The organism is Vibrio nereis NBRC 15637 (assembly GCF_001591105.1).
GTDB classification, from domain to species: domain Bacteria; phylum Pseudomonadota; class Gammaproteobacteria; order Enterobacterales; family Vibrionaceae; genus Vibrio; species Vibrio nereis.
In genome coordinates, this window is sequence record NZ_BCUD01000017.1 from 13,506 (window position 1) to 37,538 (window position 24,033).

At 44.6% G+C, this 24,033-nt stretch carries 21 protein-coding genes; 9 read left to right on the top strand and 12 right to left on the bottom strand.

Features of this window, described 5'->3' with window-relative positions; genetic code table 11:
• Positions 1–44: 44 nt before the first annotated feature.
• The gene (locus VNE01S_RS15285) at positions 45–1,454 is read left to right on the top strand and encodes a carbohydrate porin (RefSeq protein WP_053395853.1); all 1,410 of its coding nucleotides are present in this window, start codon (positions 45–47) and stop codon (positions 1,452–1,454) included.
• Between the two features lie 82 nt (positions 1,455–1,536).
• Positions 1,537–2,379 (top strand): MalM family protein, encoded by an 843-nt coding sequence (locus VNE01S_RS15290; RefSeq protein ID WP_174522343.1) that lies wholly within the window; start codon positions 1,537–1,539, stop codon positions 2,377–2,379.
• A gap of 333 nt (positions 2,380–2,712) precedes the next feature.
• Here the strand turns inward: VNE01S_RS15290 and malK are convergent, their stop codons facing one another.
• Complete coding sequence (gene malK / locus VNE01S_RS15295) at positions 2,713–3,837, bottom strand: maltose/maltodextrin ABC transporter ATP-binding protein MalK (protein WP_053395852.1); 1,125 nt, start codon at positions 3,835–3,837, stop codon at positions 2,713–2,715.
• Between the two features lie 676 nt (positions 3,838–4,513).
• Here malK and malE point away from each other — a divergent pair.
• The 5 genes from malE to VNE01S_RS15320 all read left to right on the top strand — a co-directional run bounded on the left by malE (position 4,514) and on the right by VNE01S_RS15320 (position 11,136).
• On the top strand, positions 4,514–5,695 hold the full coding sequence (malE, locus tag VNE01S_RS15300) for a maltose/maltodextrin ABC transporter substrate-binding protein MalE (RefSeq protein WP_053395851.1): 1,182 nt from the start codon (positions 4,514–4,516) through the stop codon (positions 5,693–5,695).
• A 73-nt stretch (positions 5,696–5,768) separates the two neighbouring features.
• Positions 5,769–7,343, top strand: a complete 1,575-nt coding sequence (gene malF / locus VNE01S_RS15305; RefSeq protein WP_053395850.1) for a maltose ABC transporter permease MalF — start codon at positions 5,769–5,771, stop codon at positions 7,341–7,343.
• Between the two features lie 12 nt (positions 7,344–7,355).
• Positions 7,356–8,246 carry a maltose ABC transporter permease MalG gene (gene malG, locus VNE01S_RS15310; protein WP_053395849.1) on the top strand — a complete coding sequence of 297 codons (891 nt, stop codon included), beginning with the start codon at positions 7,356–7,358 and terminating at the stop codon, positions 8,244–8,246.
• Positions 8,247–8,791: 545 nt separating this feature from the next.
• A complete protein-coding gene (locus tag VNE01S_RS15315; protein ID WP_053395848.1) occupies positions 8,792–9,403 on the top strand; it encodes an outer membrane beta-barrel protein in 612 nt (203 codons plus the stop codon).
• 80 nt (positions 9,404–9,483) lie between these two features.
• Positions 9,484–11,136 carry an ABC transporter substrate-binding protein gene (locus VNE01S_RS15320; RefSeq protein ID WP_053395847.1) on the top strand — a complete coding sequence of 551 codons (1,653 nt, stop codon included), beginning with the start codon at positions 9,484–9,486 and terminating at the stop codon, positions 11,134–11,136.
• A gap of 10 nt (positions 11,137–11,146) precedes the next feature.
• On the opposite strand, the gene VNE01S_RS15325 is transcribed toward VNE01S_RS15320, so the two are convergent.
• The 11 genes from VNE01S_RS15325 to VNE01S_RS15375 form a co-directional block, all read right to left on the bottom strand.
• Positions 11,147–11,392 carry a hypothetical protein gene (locus tag VNE01S_RS15325; RefSeq protein ID WP_053395846.1) on the bottom strand — a complete coding sequence of 82 codons (246 nt, stop codon included), beginning with the start codon at positions 11,390–11,392 and terminating at the stop codon, positions 11,147–11,149.
• Positions 11,393–11,507: 115 nt separating this feature from the next.
• Positions 11,508–11,993 carry an acyl-CoA thioesterase gene (locus VNE01S_RS15330; protein WP_053395845.1) on the bottom strand — a complete coding sequence of 162 codons (486 nt, stop codon included), beginning with the start codon at positions 11,991–11,993 and terminating at the stop codon, positions 11,508–11,510.
• A 114-nt stretch (positions 11,994–12,107) separates the two neighbouring features.
• Positions 12,108–13,277: an alpha/beta hydrolase gene (locus tag VNE01S_RS15335; RefSeq protein ID WP_053395844.1), complete on the bottom strand. Its 1,170-nt coding sequence runs from the start codon at positions 13,275–13,277 to the stop codon at positions 12,108–12,110.
• Between the two features lie 20 nt (positions 13,278–13,297).
• Positions 13,298–13,504 carry a hypothetical protein gene (locus VNE01S_RS15340; protein ID WP_053395843.1) on the bottom strand — a complete coding sequence of 69 codons (207 nt, stop codon included), beginning with the start codon at positions 13,502–13,504 and terminating at the stop codon, positions 13,298–13,300.
• Positions 13,505–13,673: 169 nt separating this feature from the next.
• Positions 13,674–15,110 (bottom strand): glyceraldehyde-3-phosphate dehydrogenase, encoded by a 1,437-nt coding sequence (locus tag VNE01S_RS15345; RefSeq protein WP_053395842.1) that lies wholly within the window; start codon positions 15,108–15,110, stop codon positions 13,674–13,676.
• 615 nt (positions 15,111–15,725) lie between these two features.
• A complete protein-coding gene (locus tag VNE01S_RS15350) occupies positions 15,726–16,199 on the bottom strand; it encodes a dCMP deaminase family protein (protein ID WP_053395841.1) in 474 nt (157 codons plus the stop codon).
• Positions 16,200–17,351: 1,152 nt separating this feature from the next.
• The gene (locus VNE01S_RS15355; RefSeq protein WP_053395840.1) at positions 17,352–18,698 is read right to left on the bottom strand and encodes a magnesium transporter; all 1,347 of its coding nucleotides are present in this window, start codon (positions 18,696–18,698) and stop codon (positions 17,352–17,354) included.
• A gap of 109 nt (positions 18,699–18,807) precedes the next feature.
• The gene (gene yjeH, locus VNE01S_RS15360) at positions 18,808–20,067 is read right to left on the bottom strand and encodes an L-methionine/branched-chain amino acid transporter (RefSeq protein ID WP_053395839.1); all 1,260 of its coding nucleotides are present in this window, start codon (positions 20,065–20,067) and stop codon (positions 18,808–18,810) included.
• Positions 20,068–20,214: 147 nt separating this feature from the next.
• Complete coding sequence (locus VNE01S_RS15365) at positions 20,215–20,655, bottom strand: cytochrome c3 family protein (RefSeq protein ID WP_053395838.1); 441 nt, start codon at positions 20,653–20,655, stop codon at positions 20,215–20,217.
• Entirely contained in the window at positions 20,652–21,233 is a 582-nt protein-coding gene (locus VNE01S_RS15370) for a hypothetical protein (RefSeq protein ID WP_053395837.1), read from the bottom strand. Before VNE01S_RS15370 ends, VNE01S_RS15365 begins: the two co-directional genes overlap by 4 nt.
• Positions 21,234–21,300: 67 nt before the next feature.
• A complete protein-coding gene (locus VNE01S_RS15375) occupies positions 21,301–22,350 on the bottom strand; it encodes an ethylbenzene dehydrogenase-related protein (RefSeq protein WP_053395836.1) in 1,050 nt (349 codons plus the stop codon).
• A gap of 264 nt (positions 22,351–22,614) precedes the next feature.
• Between VNE01S_RS15375 and VNE01S_RS15380 the strand changes: the two genes are divergently transcribed.
• Entirely contained in the window at positions 22,615–23,064 is a 450-nt protein-coding gene (locus tag VNE01S_RS15380; protein ID WP_053395835.1) for an Lrp/AsnC family transcriptional regulator, read from the top strand.
• Positions 23,054–24,004 carry a LysR family transcriptional regulator gene (locus VNE01S_RS15385; protein ID WP_053395834.1) on the top strand — a complete coding sequence of 317 codons (951 nt, stop codon included), beginning with the start codon at positions 23,054–23,056 and terminating at the stop codon, positions 24,002–24,004. The genes VNE01S_RS15380 and VNE01S_RS15385 overlap by 11 nt, the downstream gene beginning before the upstream one ends.
• Positions 24,005–24,033: the final 29 nt, after the last annotated feature.

Sequence of the window (24,033 nt, forward strand, 5' to 3'; positions counted from 1 at the left end):
GGGGAGAGGACATAAAGAATAAAAAACCCTAAACGGAGTTAACAATGAAAAAAGTAAGCGTAATTGCTGCTGCAGTGGCGACAGCTTTAGCATCTGGATATGTATTTGCAGAAACTGATGTAGCACTTGATGTAACTAGCGGTGAGTCTGCTATGGAAGTCGAAGTTAAGAACCCAACTGAAGTTGTTTCTGACGGCTGGGAAGTACATGGTTACTTGTCCTCTAATATGCGTATGGTTGAGGGTGAGTCAGTCGATACTGAGTACGGTAAGCCAGACTATAAAACTGCTGGTACACACGGCAAAAGTACTAACCAAGTAGAGTTTACTGTTAAGAAGCACACAGAGCACAATAACGGTGTATGGTCTGACTTTGTTGTACGTACTGAATACGGTAATGGTAACTCTTATGCTTACTCGTCTTCGGGGAGTCAAAAGGCAAATGATACGGCTCAATTGGAAGTAAAAGAAGCGTTTGTTGAGATTGGTGCACTACCTTACTTTGGTGAAGAGACATCTATCTGGGCTGGTCAGCGTTACCTAAACCGTGCTTCGGGATTACTGTCTGGCGAGTTCTGGAAACAATCTTCTGGTGTTGGTGCTGGTCTGCAAACTAAATTGGGTGGAAATACGGCGGGTGTTGCGTATGTGACTGCTGATCCTGATGCAGGTGCCGCTGACAGTTACGCTATTGATTGTGAACAAAAAGATGGTTCAACCTCTGTAATACCTGAAGAGTGTAATGTAGTAAAAAAAGGCGCGAACGAACGCCAGACTTTATCTTCTATCGACCTATACTACTATGGTGTTGATGTAGGTATTGGTAGTGTGGATTTTGATTTTAAATATATTCAACAAGCGAATAAAGACAGTGATTCTAATGACGGCTTTGGTGCTGCAATTACTCTAAACTCAAGCTACTACGGTCTTGATGGTTGGACACAATCAGCTGTTTCTTACGGTAAGGGGACAGCACAAAACCATGGTATGAACTTTGGCGGTTGGTCTGGTGGTGACGAGAATGCTGAGTCTCTATTCTTAACTTCTTACGGTGTGCTGAATATTTCCGAGAACTGGCAAATGGGTTCTGAAATTACTTACTTTGCTGCATTAGATGAATTATTTGGTGCCAAAGATCTAAAACGCTACTTAGCAGCAGTACGCCCTTCATATAAAGTAAATGACAATCTACGATTAGAAATGACAGCTTCTTACGGTCATGAAGAAGGTCAAGACGGTTACTTTGAACGCTCTGGTGATTCATTAGAGAGTGATATCTTTAACGCAGAACTGGCAGCTGCTTTCACCGTAAATGCTGACTATTTTGGTCGTCCACAAATTAAACCATATGTAAGCCACGTTGTTGCAGATGATGAAGCAAGTGCTGGTATCATTGGTATCAAGAGTGGAAAATCTGAAACAATAGTGGGTATCCACACTGAAATCTGGTTCTAAATCAGATATTGTTTAGGGCAGCCTCAGGGCTGCCTTTTTCACTTTGTATCCTATTAAACAACAGCCTTTAGTGAGAACTATAATGAACAATAAACACTCTTTTATCGCAGTCGTACTGGGTGCACTACTATCGGGTTGTGCATCGGATGCGCAAGTGCAGACAGAGCTTACTCCCCCTACTAATGCCGAAGTGTGCTGCGGCGATTTCTCTCAATTTCCTTATGCTCAGTTGAATGATAAAGAAGATTTGAAATTTGACCTCGACCTATCCGCGCCAGTAGGTAACTTCAGCGAAGGCAACAGCCATTTTGCTGCTTTTCGTTTCAGTGATCGTTCGGGTGAAGTGATGGTGACTGTGTCGAGTATGATGGTTGATGGCTCCGTACTGGCGCCAGAGGTACTTCTTCTTGATGAATCGTTCAACGTTGTAAAGAAAATTACATTGGATGACTTTGCTGTGTTGCCTTCAGATGCGTTCACTCGTACTCGTTATATCTCGAAGTTTCGCACCAATACGGACAACACACCTTACTTTGTGATTTACACGCCAGCGGACAAGCTAGGTCAAAGTATTAAAGTGGATCACCCAGCTAAAGCGCGTGCAAAAGAATTTGGTGAAGCAATGCCTATGGTGACGGATCCAACCTACACGTACCAGCTCGGTGGACGCATTGAGCTGCAAGTTGAAACGCTTAAGCTTCGTCCTTTCCGTGCTAGTCAGGTTAGCCAACCTGCGGCGAAACAAACATTGGCCCCAGCTAAAATTAAAGTACAACCCGAATCTCGCGATTTTTATATCTCATCCATTGAGCAAGCAGTCAAAATGGGGGATATTCCCAAAGCGCTTGGTTTATTGGATGAAGCCAAAGCACTAAATATTCAAGGTGCTCAAGAAGCGTTTGTTAAGGCTGTCAATTCGAAGTAACTCTTCCCAAAATATCGACATGAACAAAGCCACTTGCGATTAACAAGTGGCTTTGTTGTATTTAGGCCAAGTTACTACTTCGTTTTTTCGGTTGAATCGATGGTTCGCAATATGCGTGCTAATAAATAGTGGGCAACGTAGCTTGATGTCGGCGCAGCTCAGTGAGAAGTGGCGATGGATAGCTTAATAAAGCTGAAGAATGACACTGTAGAAAATAGCTAGAATACTTAGGGAATGGTTTGAGTGTCTTCTTTATTTAGAAGACGCATATAAAAATCGGTCGCCACACACATGCGTAGCGACCGATAGAATATCTTAAGGTTAGTTTAGCGCTTATTCTTCGTTGAATTCCACGCCTGACTCTTTATATAAACGCTGACATGCATTGCCGTCGCTGTGGAATAGGTGACAGCGGTGTGCTGGTATACCTACGGCAAGTTTATCGCCTGTCTCGACTGCCAATGTATCTGGTTGGCGATAAATCATATCTGCGTCTGCCGCATCAATGTGCATGTAAACCTGAGTTTCGTTGCCAAGCTTTTCTACGATGTTCACTTCGCCTTCAATAGTCGCGTCACCTTCGTTTGCCGGAACCAAGTGCTCAGGACGAATACCCAAAGACATGCGTTCGCCTTTGATTACGGTTGTTCCGTCGACCGGGATCCAGAAAGTCATGCCGTTCGCTAACTGAACCATCACGCGCTCTTTTTCTACTGCTTCAATGAATACGCTCATAAAGTTCATTTTTGGAGAACCGATAAAGCCTGCCACAAAGCGGTTTTGTGGGTAGTGGTAAAGTTCGAGTGGTTTACCAACCTGTGCGACAAAACCTGCATCCAGCACAACGATCTTGTCTGCCATTGTCATTGCTTCAACTTGATCGTGTGTGACGTAAATCATGGTACAGCCCAGTTTGCGCTGCAGCTTGGTGATTTCAGAACGCATTTGAACGCGTAACGCCGCATCAAGGTTTGATAGCGGTTCATCCAACAAAAATACGTTAGGTTGAGAGACCAAAGTACGGCCAATGGCAACGCGCTGGCGTTGACCACCAGATAGTGCTTTAGGTTGACGCTCTAGTAGATGACTCAATTGAAGGATGTCTGCAGCGTGTTCTACACGTTTGTCGATTTCTGCTTTGTCTGCTTTTGCCAGTTTTAGGCCGAAAGACATATTGTCGAATAGGTTTAAATGAGGATATAGAGCATAAGATTGGAACACCATACCGACGCCACGTTTTGAAGGTTCTACATCGTTCATGCGTTCATTGCCGATGTAAAGGTCGCCTGAGGTGATATCTTCTAGGCCGGCGATACAACGGAGCAGGGTAGATTTACCACAACCTGATGGGCCAACGAAGACAACAAATTCGCCTTCTTTAATATCTAAATCAACGTTTTTCGAAATTAAAACGTCACCATAAGCTTTGCATAAATTTTTTAACGTGACACTCGCCATCTAGCTCGTCCTCGGTCAATATTTTTATTTTTACTGCCGAACATTATATGAATTATTGCGACGACAGTAACTGTAGGAATTTGGTAAGAAGTGGACTTCTTTGTTTGGTAAGAAAAATGGGTGATGGATAACTCACATCACCCGTCAAAGCCAATCATAGGTTTGCTTCCCCCTACTTTGGTCAGCATCTCCCCCGTTTCAGTCCGATCCAGAGATCAAAATTAATCCGAATGCTTACCTAGTAATAGCAAACCCCGCGGCATTTTAAATCAGACAGTTACTTTGGAATAAACCAGAAAACATACTGATAAGGGCTCTTACCATCCACTCTTTGGATGTGTCTAGTTTCTCTATATTGCGGTTAAGGCGCATCCTCCCGACCCTACTTTTTATAGGGGGAGTAGATAAGGATGAGGGAGAGGAGGGGGTAAAAGGCGTAGGGAGATCGAGTTCAAATAAATACAGCGATTAAAATTGAAACTGATCACATAAAGAGCCATTTTTGTGATTTTGCTCCGCAAGCTATGACGATGGGGATCACGAAAATAGGCCATAATACTGAGGGCGTAGGGAGTAGGAGGATGAGTCACCTATCGGTTTGGCTAAAAATAGATGTCGAAATACGGTGAAACCTCCTGGTCGAACCCTACAACAGAAATATAACAAGGATATGAATATGAAAAACGCCCTAAGCACAGTCGCACTAGGTACGCTAGTTGCCTTAGGCTCATTCGGTGCAAACGCTGCCATCGAAGAAGGCCAACTGACCATTTGGATTAATGGTGACAAAGGTTACAACGGTCTGGCGGAAGTAGGTAAACAGTTTGAAGAAGACACAGGTATTAAAGTGACCGTGGCTCACCCTGATGCGCTTCAAGATAAGTTTCCGCAAACAGCGGCGACAGGCGATGGTCCGGATATTGTGTTTTGGGCACACGACCGTTTTGGTGGTTACGCAGAAGCTGGTCTGCTTGCTGAGATCAAACCATCTAAGCAAATGAAAGAAGGCATTGTTGATTTCGCATGGGATGCAGTGAAATACGACGGCAAACTGATTGGCTACCCAGTCGCGGTTGAATCTCTGTCTCTTATCTACAACAAAGATTTGGTGCCTAACCCACCGAAAAGCTGGGAAGAGGTGGCGAAGCTAGACGCAGAGCTTAAGAAAGATGGCAAATCTGCGATTATGTGGAACCTAAAAGAACCGTACTTTACATGGCCACTAATGGCTGCAGACGGCGGCTACGCGTTTAAATACGGCGCGGCAGGATACGACATCAAAGACGCGGGTATCGCGAAAGATGGCGTTAAAGATGCGATGAATTTTGTGAAAGGCCTAGTAGAGAAAGGTGTCATTTCTGCGGATATGGATTACTCAGTGTCTGAAGCATCATTTAACCAAGGTAAGGCTGCGATGATCATCAACGGCCCTTGGTCTTGGGGTAACATCGAAAAATCGGGCGTTAACTACGGCGTGAGCACTCTCCCTAAATTTAATGGTCAACCTTCTAAACCGTTTGTAGGCGTACTGACAGCGGGCATCAGCACCGCATCACCAAACAAAGATTTAGCGGTGGAGTTCCTAGAAAACTACCTACTAACCAATGAAGGCCTAGGTAAAGTCAATGCAGACAAACCGCTAGGTGCAGTTGCTCTGAAATCTTACCAGAATGAGCTAGATTCAGATCCACGCATTGCGGCGACAATGGACAACGCGATGAATGGTGAAATTATGCCTAACATTCCTCAGATGAACGCTTTCTGGGGCAGCGCGAAAAACGCAATTATTAACATCGTGGATGGTCGCCAAACTGTAGACGAAGCTCTAGCGGATGCAGAAAAACAAATGACTAAATAATTATTATCAATTTTTGGGGAGGGGGAAACTCCTCCTTATTTTCTAAGTATTATTATCGCTAGCAGGTTCTTCTATGCAGTCAGTTCAAGGTACAGATGCTATGACATCTTCAACAACGAGCTTGCCATCAAGTAAAAATGTATTCGTTAAGTGGGCACTGCTTGGCAGTGTGGGCATCCTTAATGGCTATGCAACGATTCTTATGTATTCACGTGGTGAGATGGCGTTCGCGCTGCTTACCCTTATTCTAACCGCTCTGGCTTTGTACATTTTCGGTAGCAAAAAGACGTATGCTCACCGTTACATCTACCCAGGCATCGCGGGTATGATCCTATTCATCCTTTTCCCTCTGGCATATACGGTCGGATTAGCATTTACCAACTACAGTGCTAAAAACCAGCTTTCACTAGATCGTGCCCAAACCGTTTTAATGGATCGCACTTTCCAAAGTGGTGATAGTTATCCCTTCACGTTATACAAAACGGATAGCGGCCACCGCATTGCGGTGAAGAAAGGCGATCAACTGTTAGCGACGGATGAATTCAGCATTTCAGCATCATCAGGTGCAGGGCTAGATCTCACACCCGTTGAGTCGGTTTCTGGTGAAAAAGAACGCATTAAAGCCATCATCAAAAACAAAGCCGCGCTTGGTTCGATTGATTTACACATGCCTTCTGGCGAAGACATCCGTATGAGTGGCTTACGCAAATTTGCTGCTGTTGTGCCTCTTTACACGCTGCAAGACGATGGTCAATCGCTTTACAACAACGAAACGGGTGAAACACTGCGTCCAAATATGGAAGTGGGCTTCTATCAACCTGTTGATGAAAACGGCCAGTTTATTGGTTCAACTGTGTCACCAGGTTTCGTGGTAGACATTGGTACGCACAACTTCGAGCGTGTTTGGAAAGATGATGGCATCAAAGAACCGTTTGTTAGTATCTTTATCTGGACGGTACTTTTCTCAGGTCTGACGGTTATTCTAACGGCATTGATTGGCTTAGTCCTGGCGAGTGTGGTGCAGTGGGAAGAGTTAAAAGGCCGTGCGATTTACCGTGTACTTCTGATTCTTCCTTACGCGGTTCCAGCTTTCATCTCGATTCTTATCTTCAAAGGTTTGTTTAACCAAAGCTTTGGTGAAATCAATATGGTGCTAGAGGCGCTGTTTGGTATCAGCCCAGCTTGGTTCTCTGATCCACTTATGGCGAAAACCATGGTGCTAGCGGTCAACGTATGGCTTGGTTTCCCGTACATGATGATTCTGTGTATGGGCCTGCTTAAAGCGATTCCTGAAGATTTATACGAAGCCTCTGCAATTGATGGCGCTAACTTCATCGAGAACTTCCGTAAAATCACACTGCCACTGATGATTAAGCCTCTGACTCCGCTACTTATCGCGAGCTTTGCATTTAACTTCAACAACTTCGTTCTGATTCAGCTATTGACTCAGGGTGGTCCAAATATGATCGGTACGTCAGAACCTGCGGGTTACACCGACTTGCTTGTAAGCTACACCTACCGCATCGCGTTTGAAGGCTCTGGCGGTCAGGACTTCGGTCTGGCAAGTGCAATCGCAACGCTTATCTTCCTATTGGTTGGTGCGCTGGCATTGCTTAACCTTCGCTTTACTAAGCTGTCTCAGGATTAAGGAGAATTTCCAATGGCAATGGTACAAGGTCAATCACTTAAATACCGCGTATGGGCAACCCATATTGCTATGTGGGTATTCCTAGCTTCAATCATCTTTCCGCTATTGATGGTTATCGCGATTTCATTCCGTGAAGGTAACTTCGCTACAGGTAGTATTATTCCTGACAACCCATCACTGGAGCACTGGAAGTTAGCACTGGGTATTGCTGTAACGAATGCTGATGGTTCGGTCACACCGCCTCCGTTCCCAGTACTTACATGGCTATGGAACTCAGTTAAAGTAGCTGGAATTACGTCTATTCTGATTGTTGCGCTGTCTACAACATCGGCTTATGCGTTTGCTCGTATGCGTTTTAAAGGTAAGAACACCATCCTTAAAGCGATGATGATCTTCCAAATGTTCCCAGCTGTACTGGCGCTGGTGGCACTTTATGCTTTGTTCGACAAACTAGGGCAATATATTCCATTCCTTGGTTTGAACACGCACGGCGGCCTGATTTTCTCTTACTTGGGTGGTATTGCCCTGCATGTTTGGACAATCAAAGGCTACTTTGAAACGATTGATAATTCACTGGAAGAAGCGGCAGCGTTGGACGGTGCAACACCATGGCAAGCGTTTAGATTAGTGCTGCTTCCACTGTCTGTGCCAATCCTTGCGGTTGTTTTCATTCTTTCATTTATCGGTGTGATTGGTGAAGTTCCGGTAGCATCATTACTGCTTTCTGATGTAAACTCATACACATTAGCGGTTGGTATGCAGCAGTATCTATACCCTCAGAACTATCTATGGGGTGATTTTGCAGCAGCAGCAGTATTGTCTGCACTACCAATTACCATCGTATTCTTACTTGCGCAGCGTTGGTTGGTCGGAGGATTAACCGCCGGCGGTGTGAAAGGTTAATAAGAACGATAAGGGCGACCGCAAGGTCGCCCATTTTGTTTCTCGACTTAACATCTTTTGGTTTGGCCGCCGATCAGTTAAGAAGAGAGCATCTCTGGCGTTACGCATAGCTGGCTGTTAGCTAGATTCCTTACTATTTTACTACTAACAGTTTTTGTAACCATAAACCCGGCATTGTCCCGGGTTTTTTTATGTCTGCTTTTTGCCGTTTTGTGGTGGTGAGTATAAAAAAACTCTTGTTAAAGAGAATAGCGGTTGGATGACCATGCGACCGAACAATCAAATATCAATGAACAGAAACCTCTCTTGCATCTCGCTCTGCTAACTCTCTACACAATAGTGAATTATTCGCGGATCAGGTGTCACAGCGGCGGGCACGTGATGCCTGTTTATTTATAGAAATATTGCGTCATAATTTTTCATGTTTTATTCGCCTGCTCCTGACTAAACTATCAGTGTTTTAAAACCCAATGATAGGGATGGCATTGGCTGCGTAAGGAAGTGCACACAAAATAACTTACTAATAAATATAGGCAGTAAATACAATGTTAAAGAATAAATGGCTTGTTGCGACACTATTCGCAGCATGTTCTGCAGCTAATGCAAACCCTTATGTCGGCGCTTCTATTGGTCAAGCTAGTTTTGATAAAGCTTCTGGCTCAGTGGACTCTTCGTTAGTGAGCGGCAGTAGTTCACTTGAATTGCAAGATGACTCCAGTTTAGCGGGTAAATTATACGCTGGTTATCAGTTTAACGAGTATTTCGCGCTAGAAGGATCGCTAGGTGGTTACGATGCATTAGATGGCGATCTTGTGACAGTGGGTGACATGAAGTTTTTCGCTATTCAGCCTAAAGTGATTGTGCCTGTTGGCGAGCGTTTTAACTTATTTGCGAAAGCAGGTTTGTCTTACTTTAACGCTGAGTTTAAGGCGAGCAATTCTTTTGTAGGCTCAGCAGGCTATACCACGCTCTCCGATACAGCATTGAGCGGTATGTACGGGCTAGGTGCAGAGTTTGCGTTAACGGATAACTTACACTTAGAAGCATCTTGGGATTACATGAAACCTGAGCTTGAAGTCGTAAAGACAGCGGATGCAAATGCGAAAGTAGAAGCGGAAATCAGTGTTCTATCATTGGGTGTAAGCTACCACTTCTAGAATTACTTATTAGTAGGGAGTTCTGTTTACAGGGCTCCCTATGTTATTTTTAAGGTAAGAAATTCTAGCGCGGAGTTTAAGTGAACGATGTAAACCTAAGGCACCTTGATTTGTTGCTAAAGCATTATCAGATCAATCAACATTGTTCGGTGGTGCTGGACGATCTTGAAACCGTTTTATACACGTCCAGAAGAAACGTGTCGATTGTCATGCGGAAATTATCTCACTTGGGGTGGGTGATTTGGCAACCTGCTATTGGGCGAAGTAAGTCAAGCCAGCTAGTCATCAAAAAGTCATTGCAGCAAGCGTTAACGGAAGTGCTAACCAATGAATTGGAGCTAGGGCGTTTCAAGCTGATCGCGAAGCTACTCGATATTTATGGAGAGATAGCGGTACGAGCACTGTCGGTAGCCACTGAAGAGTTAAGCATTACCAATGAAAAGCGTAATTCGGTCCTCATATCCTCTTACCCTTGGGTTAGTACCGTCGATCCAGTCAAAACATACCGCCTGTCTGAACTGCAGGTCATCAAGAGCGTTTATGACGTTTTGATCAAGCAAGACGCTGCAGGTAATCTTATTCCTTCACTGGCCCATTCTTGGGAAGTAAATGATAACGTCATAACGTTGTGGCTGATGCCTCGGGTGTACCGCCATGATGGTGAGCTTCTACATATTGATGATGTCATATGGAGCATAGAGAGATTACGTGACCAGAATGGCCCTGTAAGTGGACTTGGGCAAAGCATTAAACGCGTAGACGTAGTGGCTGAAAATTGCATTGAGATTACTCTTCATTATCCAAACAAGCTTTTTCCGTATGTGCTCGCGATGCCCAATGCTTCAATTATCTGCCGCGATCAGAAATCGTTTGGAAACTACACGTCTCATATTGGAACTGGGCCGTTTAAGATTGAAGACTGGAACAGTAATGGACTTCGCTTACGCGCACATAGCCAGTATTTTTCTACCTGTGCTTTACTTGAAAGCGTCACTTTATCTCATGAGACGGAAGTCTTAGAAAATATTGTGAGTTTCAACCAAGAAGTGGGTGAGGTGAACATCGAATGGATCAGTTCATTCTCTTATCTGACCTATCGTCAAAGACCTGATGCAAAAATATCGCTTGAAACCTGGCAAGAACTGGCAAAATTCATCAGTCATGAAAAATATGGCTATGACGCTAAAGGCGCTGTAGAAGGGATTGAATTCAAACAGAACACGGCTCTACGTGATCATTATCCTAAGCCAAACCTACATGGAAAAATTACGATTGCAGAACCAATTTGGACGATACCCAGCTTAATACGCCAAGTGAAATGGCTACATCGATTAATCCGTTCGACGGGCCTTGAATTGGAGATCGTTGTAATTGAAGATATCAGTTGTCCTGAATCTATCTCTGAAGCGGCTGACCTAGTTCTGGTTGACGAAATCATTGAAGCGCCAAAGGAATACGGCTTGTACGAGTGGTTAAGTGTATCGACAGGCTTGCGGTACGCTCTGACGCCAGTAGAAATGCAGTCACACCAAGATCAAATACGCCATGCCGTCGGCAGTGAAAATCCATACGAAGCGTTACTTGAGATAGAAGAATCTCTGTATAAAGAGCATCGTTGCTTGCCTTTATTCTGCGGGCAAGAAGAAGTGACAAAGGCCGCTCAAGTCAAAGGTGTACAGATACGTAAAAGTGGCTACAGTGACTTTTTTCGACTTTGGGTTTCGGATAACTAGCTAGGACTATTTAAAACTCGCGGCTTGAAGGGGCACAACCAATGTATTGCAATAAAACGTAAATGCTTTCTTGTGAGAGTGCAACGCGTCGAAACAGATCGGCAAAGGTGTCATCTCCCCCAAAACAGGCCTTGATATAGTGATTGATTTCACCATCACCGTAACCTTCCACATACATAGAACGAACCCACTGATACTCAACCGCCTTAAGGTTTGATAGTGTATTTTCACTCAATGTAACTTCATTTATGTTCACTCATAGTCCTTGATGAATTTTTACGTGCTAGACGATTAAATCAGGACAAGATGAAGAAAAGATGACAGAAAAGTGTAAAAAAGAGGCTTAGAGCCTCTTTTTTGAATTAAAAGGTTTATTTTAGATATTTAACGTGCGCTTCCATCTCTTCGCCGATTTCCTTGCGCATATTCATAAGGCGAATCGCTGAATCTCTTAAGGCAATGTCTTCAGGCGTTTCTGGAATCCACTCGGGAACAGACGTTGGTTTTCCGTTTTCGTCCACCGCAACCATAATAACGATACAGTGCGTGGTAAGACGGTTCTTAAGTTCTTTTGGGTCACTGGCTTGTACATCGATTGCTATGTGCATGGAGCTACGCCCGGTGTAGATGACTTTAGCGCTTACTTCTACCAGGTTACCCACATGAATGGGTTGGACAAAGCGGATACCACCGGCATAGGCTGTGATACAGTACTTCCCACTCCATGCAGCCGCATTTGCGTATGCGGCTAAATCGATCCATTTCATTACGGCGCCACCATGGACTTTGCCGCCAAAGTTTACATCTCCGGGCTCAGCGAGAAAACGTAGGGTTGTTGTGCGTTGACCAGTGCTCATCTGTCAATCCTGTATAGTTATTAGTTTTATTTTTAATAACAAATTGGTCATTCCTGCGCAACAAATATTCGACTTTTGGCTAATATTAATTGGCTGCGTGTTGTTGGTCAGCGTTTAGCCCGCATTTGCAGACATGGTTCGATCCAAAATTTCCATACTTTGGTCAAAATAAGGGTTGTAGGTCAGGCGGGCGTGAACCTTCCCTTCTTCTCGATAACCCCATGCGGAATACCATACATTTTCTCCGTTCGAGCATCTTTGCTGGGCTTCTTCATCCTGCCCGTTACTGCATATGATATAAGTCCCTTTCACTCCATAGTGTGGGTTGTCAGGAGAAAATAACAGCCCCATGTGTGAGCCATTGGAGATTTGATACTCAGGTAATTGCATCGAGAAACGCGTGGAACGTTTTTCGCGTAGCTCTTGCTCTCCTTGCCACACAATATGACTGTGAGGGTGAGACATCTTGGTGCTGAACGTTTCTATCGCAAACTGGGTACTAATGACTTTATCGCCCTCGCTCATGAGCATAAACACGGGCTTGTCGTAGTGTGCATCTTCAAGTTGTTTTCTCACTTGCACCGACGTTTGGTAGTAAACCGCAGCAGCACTCATCGGCAGCGAGTTATATCGCAGTGGGTTGTCTTCTGGATCTTGATCGGCCCATGTAATGAAGTAACTGGCCAATTCCGCGAACTTAACGGCTGAGGAGTTGGGTAACAGTGCGGGGGAAAAAAGCAGCATGCCATTGATCGAGCGATCCTTAAGAGCTTCCGATGCCACCAGGTTTGCACCTGTAGAGTAGCCCCCAACCCAGATAGAGTCGGTATCCTGCTTTAGTAACTGAATATGGTGATGCACCACTCCCTGCCAATCTTCGAGCGTTGGAAGCTGCAAATCACCTACTTTACTTGCGTGTCCAGGCAATAGAATGGTTCTCACCAGATACCCTTGCTCGGCAAGGTGAGTGGCCACATCTGCAAAGGAGTAAGGGGAATCGCCCAGACCATGAACCAGCAACACACCTTGGCCATTGGGTTCATCAGGGCGGTACTCTTTAGGTATCACTAACGAAAGTTCTGATTGCTTATCCGCTGTAATAAACAGCCTGTTTTGCTCCAGCCATTCTCGGGTGCTTGCCAGATACTCGGCAAAGCTAGATTGGGTATAGTGAGGCAGACTGTCTGCTGATTCATACTCGGGGGCTTGAATATCAGCAGAGCAGCCAAGCAGAGTGATAAGGGTTAATCCTGAAGCGGTTAATACGCGCGTTTTGATGTTCACAGTCTGTTGTCTATTCGTCGTTATTTGGAGACTTCTTCGTACTTACCTTCGAGTACCGCTCCATGAGTACTTGTATTATCAGTTGCTGAGCTCACTTTATTCCGACGTTGTAACTTTTTGCCAGTCACAAGAGCTAAAACTGTTAGTGGTATCGCTAAAATAAGGCCCATAAGCAGAGTAAAAAAACCGACAAATAGGACAACGCTGCTGGATACGAGATTCTTCATAAACACCTCTTTTTTGTTCATGATTCACAATAGTGAGTAGTAAATGAATAAAAGATGAACACAAGCAAAAAAGCCACTCTCAAAGAATGAAAGTGGCAATAATTGGGGGGATTATTATAAGTGTTGTGGAGATTTGCTCCTGACAAAGCCAGGAGCTTAATTCAGAGAATTATTTAGTTGGGTACGTTGTGTAACGCACGCCCATCATCTGTTCCATACAGTGAATAACCTGACAGCTGTAGCCGAACTCGTTATCGTACCAGATGTACAGTACACAACGGTTGTCTTGCGCGATAGTTGCCGCACCATCAACAACGCCAGCGAAACGAGAGCCAACAAGGTCTGTCGAAACAATTTCAGTTGACTCTGTGTAGTCGATTTGCGCTGAAAGGTCTGACTTAATTGCCATTTCACGTAGGTAAGCGTTTAGCTCGTCTTTGTCTGTGCCTTTTTCAAGGTTCAGGTTAGCAATGGCCATAGATACGTTTGGCGTTGGTACACGAATCGCGTTACCTGTCAATTTACCCGCTAGTTCAGGTAGTGCTTTCGCTACCGCTTTAGCTGCGCCAGTCTCTGTCAATACCATGTTTAGCGAAGCACTACGGCCACGACGCTCACCTGAGTGGAAGTTATCAATCAGGTTTTGGTCGTTAGTGAATGAGTGAACAGTTTCGATATGACCAGATGTCACACCATACTTGTCGTTCATCGCTTTTAGGATTGGTGTGATAGCGTTGGTTGTACAGCTCGCCGCAGAGATAATTTTATCTTCAGGCTGGATAACATTGTCGTTAACGCCGAATACCACGTTCTTAATGTCGCCTTTACCAGGTGCAGTAAGAAGTACTTTCTCTGCGCCTTTACAGCCAAGGTGCTGGCTTAGGCCGTCTGCGTCACGCCAAACGCCTGTGTTATCAACGACAAGTGCATTGTTGATACCGTAGCTAGTGTAATCCACTTCTTCAGGCTTGTTCGCGTAGATGAACTGGATGTAGTTACCGTTCGCGATGATCGCTTTACGCTCTTCATCAACCACGATGCTGCCGTTGAATTGGCCGTGTACAGAGTCACGACGTAGTAGGCTAGCACGTTTTTCTAGGTCACCTTTCTTACCGCCGCGAACAACAACTGCACGTAGACGTAGTGGGTAACCTGGGCCGTTTTTCTCAACAAGAAGACGAGTCAATAGACGACCGATGCGACCAAAACCGTACAGTACAACATCACGAGGTTCGCTAACTGTTTGGCCGTTCATCGCGCCTAGTAGTGAGCTGTGAAGGAAGTCTTTCACACCGTGCTCGTCTTCGCGATCTTGCCAGAACTCATGAGCCAACTGACCAACATCAATACGGCATGGCGACAGTTCCATTTCCGAAAGTGCTTTGATTAGAGGAAGAGTTTGTTCCGGTGATAGTGTAGTACCTGTGTAGCGACGAGCTAGACGGTGAGTCTTGATAATATCAATTGTCGCTGCATTCACTAGAGTTTTACCAAATAGTAGAACTTCTACGCCTTTCTGACGGTAAAGCTGGCCAAGTAGTGGCGAGATGATTTCCGCAATCGTTTGGCTAGTTTGCCAGTCTAAAAGATGTTTCTCTGGACTCATTTTTCGTTGGACCTTTCGCTTTTGGGGACTGACTCTACCCGCGGTGTAGGGGAGGCGAGTAGAGCTTGGAATTCGTTCGTATCAATTTTGTAATTTTTATGCGGCAGGATTGTAAGGCCAACCCCCTTATTCTGCTAGTAAAAATAATGACAGGCGTTTGCTCTGGATTTAAGGGTTTTTATAGAGGCTTTAGCTGTTGTTTTTGTGCGCTTACCACTATTGACAATAAAAATTAGCCTTAGTTAATTTTCATCGAAAAATACTTGGATCGCTAGTTTAATGATAAATTATGAAAATTGATCTAGATCAATTGTGATCAGTGGCAACTTTAAAACGGAAATGGTAAACAAAAACGGGTCATTTGTTGTGTCTGCATTCAGTAGCATGTTTTTTGGTCACTTCTAGGTAAGTGCATCAGTAATTTTTTTCGTTTCTTTGAACTGTATGAGTGTTTATTGAGCGACTTGTGGTGTGTTTTGATTGAACTAACGGCGAGTTTTGTCGTGGAACGGTGGTGACGTGGTTGATAAATGAGCCATCAGCACTGATTAGTGTGCTGATGATTCATGAATTAGGGCAGGGCAAGACAGTCTTTTGAGTTGAACTGTTCAGGGGTTACTCTGCTGTCTGGAGCGGTCGGGCGCTCTCGGCCAGCTCATTGAGTGGTAGCCAGTTTACTTTTACGCCTGCCTGCAGGAACATTTCTTGGCTTACCTTGATCTTATCGCCCCAGCGAGAAAGGAAGTCAGGTGTTTGTTCTGGACAATGAACCGCTGAAATACCTGTTTGGATGATTTTTGCAGCGCAGTTAGGGCAAGGAAAATGTGTTACCCAGATCTCACAGCCATCTAGATCGCGTTTGGCGAATAGAATGGCGTTTTCTTCCGCATGCAATGTTTTCAGATACTTCATTTCTCTATCGTCAGTAATAGCGCTGTCTGAAATACCGTGTGGATAGCCGTTGAATCCGACTGAAACAATGCGATTTTGTTTAGTGATAACAGCGCCAACTTGAGTGGATGGGTCTTTACTCCAAGAGCCAACAAGTTCAGCCATTTGGTAAAAGCGTTGTGCCCATTTAGAAATCATTCAATTTTCCTCTAGGAAATGTTTACTTGCCTAAAGTGTACCTTTAGGCATGGATACTGGTTAATTGTGATAGAGATCGCCTCATAATATCCTAATTTCCCTGCTTTTAGTCCAGTAAAAAACGTGGTCGGCTCAGTGTTTATCGCATAAAAAGCCAATTTTAAGTGACTATTATCACATTTGATTTTTGCGTGGGGGGATTTAGGTAGGGCAGATTGGTCACGTTGCTTGTGCGAGATCTCTTACAAAGCTGTGAGCATAATTTGTGTTTTTAACGCAGATATCTATTTGGATTAAAGTTAAGTAATTGATAATTAATTAATTTATTGTTTTTCTTAGGCTGAGTCAGCATGGAGAAATTAAAAGTTCTGTTGTTAAAAACGGTCAGTGGCATATTCTTGAGTTGTCAGCAGGAAGCAGACATGGAACAGGAAAGACCCACGGATTGGTCATCTTCAGGAAGAAGATTCGATTGTTTAGGATGAACAATTGGCATGGAAAGCAAAGGACATTGGCTTGGACGCTAGTAACTAGGATGGTTGCGCAAGGACAGACAATGGACGCTTAACGGACTAAGGCAATTTCTGTCAGGGTGACGGAATCAGGGACACCGCTTAAGGATAAAGCGATGAGAGTTAACTGGGATAGTTAACGGGCTGGATTGCCAAGGACACCGCTAGGACGGCGATGGTAAGGAAAGAGCTGAAGGATTCAGTGTACTATCAAGGAATAGATGCAGGGAGCACCTATTAGTAGCCGGATTGCTGCGAGTAAAGATTAAACCCCACTAGGCGAGAGCTTAGTGGGGTTTTCTTTTTGTACGCTCTTTTTTATAAGTTTGACAGTCTTTAAACTTCGCTGCTTTTAAATAAGGTGGGTATTTGCACAGGTATAATAAAAGAAGAGCCAACCTCAAAAAGGGAGATTGGCTTGTATGAGTGTGAACATATAGGTTCACTAACAACGTCAGTTGGCTAGGTGACCCCCGGCTTATCAAGGGTCGATTTAATAAATGCACTATATGTGCCAAGTCTAATAGAGTGTATTTGCACAAAAAACTAATGCTTTAGCATTAATTTTCCGTCATGCATTTGCATATTGAAAGTGCAAAATGCAAATATTTGCATTATTCCATATTATTAGTGTGTCTTTTTAAAGCATAACCAGGCTTGCGGTACCAAGAAATGCAAAGAAACCGACAACATCGGTTACTGTGGTTAAAATAACGGAGCCAGCTAAGGCCGGGTCTAGTTTTAACTTTTCCAAAGCAATGGGGATAAGTACTCCAAACAGTGCGGCAGTAATGATGTTCACGATTATCGCCAGAGCTATCGTGGCGCCAAGTATTCCTGACTGGAACCACATGCCAGCTAGCCCACCAATGATCACTGCCCACAGAATACCGTTGATTGAACCAATGCCTATTTCATTTTTCAGCAGCGCCCAGCGGTTACCTACAGTGATCTGATTGAGTGCCATGGCACGCACCATAAGCGTTAATGTCTGGCTGCCTGCTATACCGCCCATAGAGGCCACGATCGGCATCAATACAGCTAAAGCAACAACTTGTGCGATGACGTCTTCAAACAAACCAATGGTGATAGAGGCAAGAATGGCCGTCATTAAATTAATGCCGAGCCAGACGCCGCGCTTTTGTGAGCTTTTAATCACAGGTGCGAATAGGTCATCGCCTTCATCCATACCCGTACCCGCCATCAAACGTGACTCATATATCTCTCGTTGGGTGCTGAGGGCAAATTGCCAGTCGACCTCACCGATCAGCATTTGATCATCATCAATGACGGGCATTGTTGAGGACGAAGAGTGTTCTAGTGCTTCGATACTTTCGGCCAAGGTGAGTTTGGCGTTCAGCGTTACCACGTTATCGCAGGCGAGATTTTTAAGCCTTTCGGATTCATCTGCTCTGAGCAAATCAATATAGCTCACGACACCACGGAACTGTTTACGTTTATTAATTAAGTAGATTTGCTGCGGTGCATCATAGCTATAACGCTCCATCAGCGCGGTTGCCCTTGCTACGGAAAGGTTAAACGGAAGCGTGACTATTTTACGTTCTGCCCAACGGCCCAGTTCATCATCTTCGTACTCGTTGGCTAAGTCATAAAGTTCTAGCTCGTCTTTTTCGATTAGGCTGAGTGCTTCACTGATGATGTCATCGGGTAACGAGTCGGCCCACTCGATCAAAGATAGGTTATCGAGTTTCGCTAGAGTAAGTTTCAGCTCAATTTCGGAAAGAGCGGAGATAATTGAGTTACGCACATCCGCACGGGCGTCAGTGAGTACTTCAATATGCAACTCTAATGGTAGGCCTCGCCACAAGCGCACACGATCATCAATCGGAAATGCTTCAAGTATCAGCGCAATGGAACCTGCTTCTAGCCCTTCTTCAATATACTCGTTTAATATTTGATTCTGTTGCTCGTCATCAGCACGGGCAATGGTCTGTATGTGATGAGATAGTTCCTGAAATTCGCTCATCGTTGCACTCCGCAGGTTTACGGTTTGATTTTATGAGCACATGTTAGCAGAAGCGGTGATTTGGGGAATGAAAAATCATTAAAAAGCCCAGAAATTCTGGGCCTTAACGTTACTCGGTTTTTGGTTGTTTGAGTGGTCTCAGTTTCTCCCAAGGAAGAGAGAATAGAGCTAAAATGCTAAGTGCATACAGCATCGACCAACCTAAGCAGATAAAAACGATGGTACAAAGGATAAGTGCGATCGCCGCCAGGGCTTTACCCACTCCTGTAAGCAGCTTATAGGCGGACAACATAGCCAGTAGATAAACCAAGACAAACACACTGTTGGCGAGTTTCAGAAAGAACTCAAGGTCCAGTCCTGACAGTTCGCCACCGACACAAGAAAGGATCAATATAGCACCTATGACTAGCGTGGCATTTGCGGGTACCCCTTTAATTGACACTCTCGCCAACGGACTGGTCGGTTTGTATTCTCGCGCTTGGGCCCACACCATACGAGATAAGCTTTGTGTGTATAAATTAACACTGGCAAAGCAGGCCGCGAAACCAAGCAGGCTAATCAACACTTTAAATTGATTGCCGAACAGTTGCTCTGAGATCCAGGGAATAGACGCACTTTCAAATTCGGCAGAGCCGTAAGCGCCAAACTTAAGAATAATCACCGAGCAAGCCCAGTAAGTGGCCCCTGCGATGAAGCTGCCGACTAAGATAGCGATGGGAAAATCTCGCTGCGGATTTTTAAATTCCTCGCCCATATGGGCCAATGCTTCAATGCCAACAAAGCACCAAAACATAACGCCGAGAGCCGCTCCAATACTCCAGAATGAGTCTGAATCGAGCGTCGGCATCACGATATCATTGGTCGATAGTCCTCCTTTCCACCAAAAGGCCGCGACGAGCGCAAATACACTCAACGCGATGACCGTTTGTAGTCGGCCGGAGGACTTAGTTCCAGACAAGTTGACCGCCATTAGCAGGGCCACCGTCAGTATTTGAGCCAGCATCGCCGAGTTAATCGCTTCAGGTAACAGCTGTTGTAAAAAGCCTGCGGCAAGCGCAATGGCGGCGGGTATGCCGACGGGGATTACGCTGACAAACAGCCACGCTACACTCTTTTCAAGCCGTTTATCAAACGCCTGCCGGACAAAATACGCGGTGCCCCCCGCACTTGGGTATCGCTTGCCTAACTGCGCAAAGGTGAGGGCAATCGGGCAAATGGCAATAAAAAGCAATCCCCATGCCCACAGTGACAGGTGCCCTGCAATGCCAGCAGCAATCGCTGGGACCATAAACAGCCCAGTGCCTAGTAACGTTGTTGAAAGTTGTCCTATTCCTGAAATGAGGGTTATTTCTTTTTTTAATTCGCCCATAGCTTCCATTCCTTCTAATACAGGAATAGCTTACTGAATAACTGCGAGTTAAGCAGCCAGCATTTCGTCGTAGATAACCGTCAAAATGACGGAATTTTCACGGTGGGTAAGCGAATTGACGCTTGGGCTAGACAGTGCTTCCCTTATTCAATTGTGAACCGAAGGGCTAATTGATAAAGCCTTACTATGGGGCATAAATACAAAGTGACTCATATAGCGTTCTAAACGATGAGAGTAGATGTGTTCAATTTCACTATCACCTTCATCATGGCAGTCTAGACAAGTTTCTTTGGGGTCGAATTCTTCGTGAGGGAAATGGCACTCTACGCACTCCATGTTCTCGTTCTCCTTGTGTTTTAAGTTATGGCTTTTTCCACGTAATAAGCCAAAGTCATCGTGACATTCAACACAACTGCGATATTCAAAGACCAAATCGTCAGAAACCGACTCATCCTCATGACATTGTCCAGCACACGTCTCGTCTTTTAAATGGAAATTAGCGAGTGTGTCTTCGTCTGGATTAGGAAGATCATCGGCATAAGTGAGTGGAGAAATGACCAATAAAAGGGTAACGAGAAATTTGTTCATCGCGATGTCTCCTCATGGCTGGAAGTCTCATCAGATCTTTTGTCATGGCAAAAGACACATAATCCAATTCGAAATTTCTTTGTGATACCGATAATAGGATCGCGAGGCTGATGTAGAGAGTGGCATGTTGAACAAAACATTTCTTTTACGTGCAGATCATGCGTCCACTCCGCTGCTCTGAGTGCTTGTGGCTGATGGCAGATGATGCACTGTTGGTTTTGCTCAAACATCGTTGACCGATTTGTGTCATTGAAGCCTATGATGGCGTGATCATCTTTAGGGTGATCGCCTTTGTTGCCGTGGCATGCGGTACAATTGTCGTAAAATAGACGACTTTCGTGCTGACCTACCGACGTAATAGCGTCAATATTCTTAATCAGACGTTTCTTTTGATGGCACCGAATACACCTCTTATTTTCTTTGGATATCACTGCCATCGTTTGTTCTGGCGTGATTTGTTGAGCAAAATCAGGCTTGCTGTCGGCAAAAGTGGCTTGAGCCACAAGTAATGCAATAAGGCCACACTGCCACTTTAGAGCAGAGTTCTGTATTGCACGAAGTAGGGAAAAGATCCGCATAGTTACCCTCAACAAGATAAATCGCGATACGTTGGGCGAAGGCACCGCCCAACGTTAACTGTAGCCATTATTTAAATACCATGTTTAGAACACCTCGGTGATATACGTGGTTGATTTGGCTGTTGTCAAAAACGGCAACACCGAACGGGTAGCTCTTAGACATGTCATCAAATTGAACGTCTTGTGTCTTCGCATTTGAGCCAGCGGTGACAAGTTTCCGTTTCATCTCAAGTGTCCAAACACCCTCGTTCCAGTTTGAACCTACCTCGATATCCCCTCGTGAACCTTGGAATGGCGCACCAGTCAGCCCAGGAATACGGTCTGTTTTGCTGTAATCTTGGGTAAAAGGCATTTTTTCATTTTCGTGAATGAGTAATGTATCAGCGGAAAGGTTGGCACTCACAAATGCAGGTTGACCGTCTTTAATGTTATTTACGTAGCCGCCACCTGTTTTATCATCACCTTTACGACCCCAGCCCTTGTTTAGTTTTGGATCGGTATTGCTATCAATATACTGGTCATCCAGTTGATTATGCGCGGCTGTTCTGACTCCCTTCCAGTGCCACATATCGATAAATTGGCCTTCTTTGGTGTACTTTCTGGCCGGGTTTTTATCCTTTCTGCCGCCAATTTTTCCGCCTTTGGCACGGTGGCAGGCGGCATTACATCCTTTTTCTGCAAAGTCATCGGTGTTGATATCCCAGAACACAGCAAACTTGTCTTCATAGTATGTATTTTCATGACCCGTCTGGTCTTTATTCATGGATTGTTTCCACGAACCATCTGCTTGCTTCATCCAAGGGAAGCGTTCGACGCTTTTTGTTGGGTCGTCGTATTGAATAAGGAAATATACGTATTCATCGTCATAGAGCGACTTGATCAATACGTCTGTCCTTTTTATGCCTTTGTAGCCATTATCTGGTTTATAGGGGAGCTTCTTAAGTTTTACTTTAAGCGCGGTTGCCGCATCCCATGTAGAGTCTGGTATACCATCAATACTAATTGTTGTGGGCGCTTTAATACTTTCTAAAACCATGTCCTTTTTCGCGTTGGCAATACTCAGCGGCGCGATAGCTGTTGCTGCAGTAATGCCAATAATGATTGGCGACAGTCTCATATCAACTCCTTGGCTTTGCTTTGGTCTGTTTTGTATTAAGCGTAGGATTACTCTTTGAATATCAGCTTGAACAAAATCACACTATTTGTATGGTTATTGAGTGTGGAGTGATGAAGTTATCAGATTCGGATTAAATATTAGCAAATGCTGAACTTCTGTTTGAATTGATCGAATGTAAAGCAAACGGATGGCTTTATCGTTGCGCGAATTTGTGTCACATTACTTGTAATCAACAGGATAAGTTGAGCTATGACAGGAAGTAATATGGACAAGTTTGATCGTCAAATCGTAGAAATACTAAAACATCAGGCTCGCGCATCTGTGAGCCATATCGCCCGAGAAGTGAATCTATCGCGTTCTGCTGTCACCGCCCGAATCCAGAAGCTTGAAGCAGACAAAGTGATATTGGGTTACCACGCACAGCTCGCGCCACCTAAGAATAGCCCTATGATACAAGCCTATATGGCGCTTAAATTCGATATGTCTGCTGCGACGTATTATTGCGAAACCTATGCGAGCCGAATTTATCAAATCGACGGTGTGAAGTGGTGCCACGCTATCAGTGGCGAAACGGATATGATGCTGTTTGTTGAAGTCCCGACCATGCAGCGTCTAAACCAGATCAGAGATGAACTCCAAACGATTCCTGAATTGCGTCATTTAATGACCCATACTGTGCTAACCGAATTTTTTAATACTGCCCATGCCTCTTAGCCACATCAATCTAAATTTATTGCGTTCATTACAAGTGCTACTGGATGAGTGTCATGTCAGCCGTGCCGCGGAGCGTTTAAACATCACGCAATCTGCGGTCAGCCGTCAGCTTTCTCAACTGCGTGAATTATGTGGCGATCCATTGTTGGTAAGAGATGGCAATACCTTGATCCCGACACCTAGGGCGTTGGCGATTCAAAGCAAGTTGAATGACTTGTTGGGCGAGTTCGAAAGTTTATTAAGCGATGACGTATTTGAGCCCAAAACTTGGAAGCAAGAGTTTGTGATCTCGTCTAGTGACTATGTCGCGCAGTACATTATGCCGGACGTGGTGTCAGTGATGGTTGAACAGGCGCCGAATCTGAACATTGCTTATCGGTTGTGGCAGCCGGACTACTTGCAACAGCTCAATGCGACAGGGATCGATTTAGCCTCAACGATGTTGCCTGAAAAACCAGAGAATGTGAGTAGCATTAAAATTGGTGAGGACCAATCGGTTTGCTTAATGCGCCAAGGGCATCCTTTATTGAGTCAAACAGACATTAGCTGTGATCACCTTGTGGCCTACCCACACTTAAAAGTGACAGGTGGCGGCGACAAAGATTCGAGCGTTGATGTGGCGTTGAACACCTTGGGTTATCAGCGACGGGTAGCGTTGAAGATACCGTTTTTCTCTGCCGCGATTAACGCTTTAATGTCCAGTGACTATCTGTTGATTGTTCCTGAACATATCGCGGTGAACCTCTCTAACGATCACCCCTTGGCCTATTGCTCTTTACCGTTTGATACGCAGTTACACCAATATTGGCTAATGTGGCATCCCAAATATGACCAAGACAAAGCCCATCAATGGATGCGTGAACAGATTCTGAATGTAATGCAAACCTCAAGCTACTCAATAGGTATGATTTCAAGTCATAGTGATTATTCTAAAGTTTGATTTCAAATCATCTTTCGCCTGAACTAAGT

Excerpts from the sequence above, each read along its gene's own strand:
- VNE01S_RS15285 (WP_053395853.1), top strand. The coding sequence starts at position 45 with ATGAAAAAAGTAAGCGTAATTGCTGCTGCAGTGGCGACAGCTTTAGCA.
- VNE01S_RS15290 (WP_174522343.1), top strand. The coding sequence starts at position 1,537 with ATGAACAATAAACACTCTTTTATCGCAGTCGTACTGGGTGCACTACTA.
- malK (WP_053395852.1), bottom strand. The coding sequence starts at position 3,837 with ATGGCGAGTGTCACGTTAAAAAATTTATGCAAAGCTTATGGTGACGTT.
- malE (WP_053395851.1), top strand. The coding sequence starts at position 4,514 with ATGAAAAACGCCCTAAGCACAGTCGCACTAGGTACGCTAGTTGCCTTA.
- malF (WP_053395850.1), top strand. The coding sequence starts at position 5,769 with ATGCAGTCAGTTCAAGGTACAGATGCTATGACATCTTCAACAACGAGC.
- malG (WP_053395849.1), top strand. The coding sequence starts at position 7,356 with ATGGCAATGGTACAAGGTCAATCACTTAAATACCGCGTATGGGCAACC.
- VNE01S_RS15315 (WP_053395848.1), top strand. The coding sequence starts at position 8,792 with ATGTTAAAGAATAAATGGCTTGTTGCGACACTATTCGCAGCATGTTCT.
- VNE01S_RS15330 (WP_053395845.1), bottom strand. The coding sequence starts at position 11,993 with ATGAGCACTGGTCAACGCACAACAACCCTACGTTTTCTCGCTGAGCCC.
- VNE01S_RS15340 (WP_053395843.1), bottom strand. The coding sequence starts at position 13,504 with ATGAAGAATCTCGTATCCAGCAGCGTTGTCCTATTTGTCGGTTTTTTT.
- VNE01S_RS15345 (WP_053395842.1), bottom strand. The coding sequence starts at position 15,110 with ATGAGTCCAGAGAAACATCTTTTAGACTGGCAAACTAGCCAAACGATT.
- VNE01S_RS15350 (WP_053395841.1), bottom strand. The coding sequence starts at position 16,199 with ATGATTTCTAAATGGGCACAACGCTTTTACCAAATGGCTGAACTTGTT.
- VNE01S_RS15355 (WP_053395840.1), bottom strand. The coding sequence starts at position 18,698 with ATGAGCGAATTTCAGGAACTATCTCATCACATACAGACCATTGCCCGT.
- yjeH (WP_053395839.1), bottom strand. The coding sequence starts at position 20,067 with ATGGGCGAATTAAAAAAAGAAATAACCCTCATTTCAGGAATAGGACAA.
- VNE01S_RS15365 (WP_053395838.1), bottom strand. The coding sequence starts at position 20,655 with ATGAACAAATTTCTCGTTACCCTTTTATTGGTCATTTCTCCACTCACT.
- VNE01S_RS15370 (WP_053395837.1), bottom strand. The coding sequence starts at position 21,233 with ATGCGGATCTTTTCCCTACTTCGTGCAATACAGAACTCTGCTCTAAAG.
- VNE01S_RS15375 (WP_053395836.1), bottom strand. The coding sequence starts at position 22,350 with ATGAGACTGTCGCCAATCATTATTGGCATTACTGCAGCAACAGCTATC.
- VNE01S_RS15380 (WP_053395835.1), top strand. The coding sequence starts at position 22,615 with ATGGACAAGTTTGATCGTCAAATCGTAGAAATACTAAAACATCAGGCT.
- VNE01S_RS15385 (WP_053395834.1), top strand. The coding sequence starts at position 23,054 with ATGCCTCTTAGCCACATCAATCTAAATTTATTGCGTTCATTACAAGTG.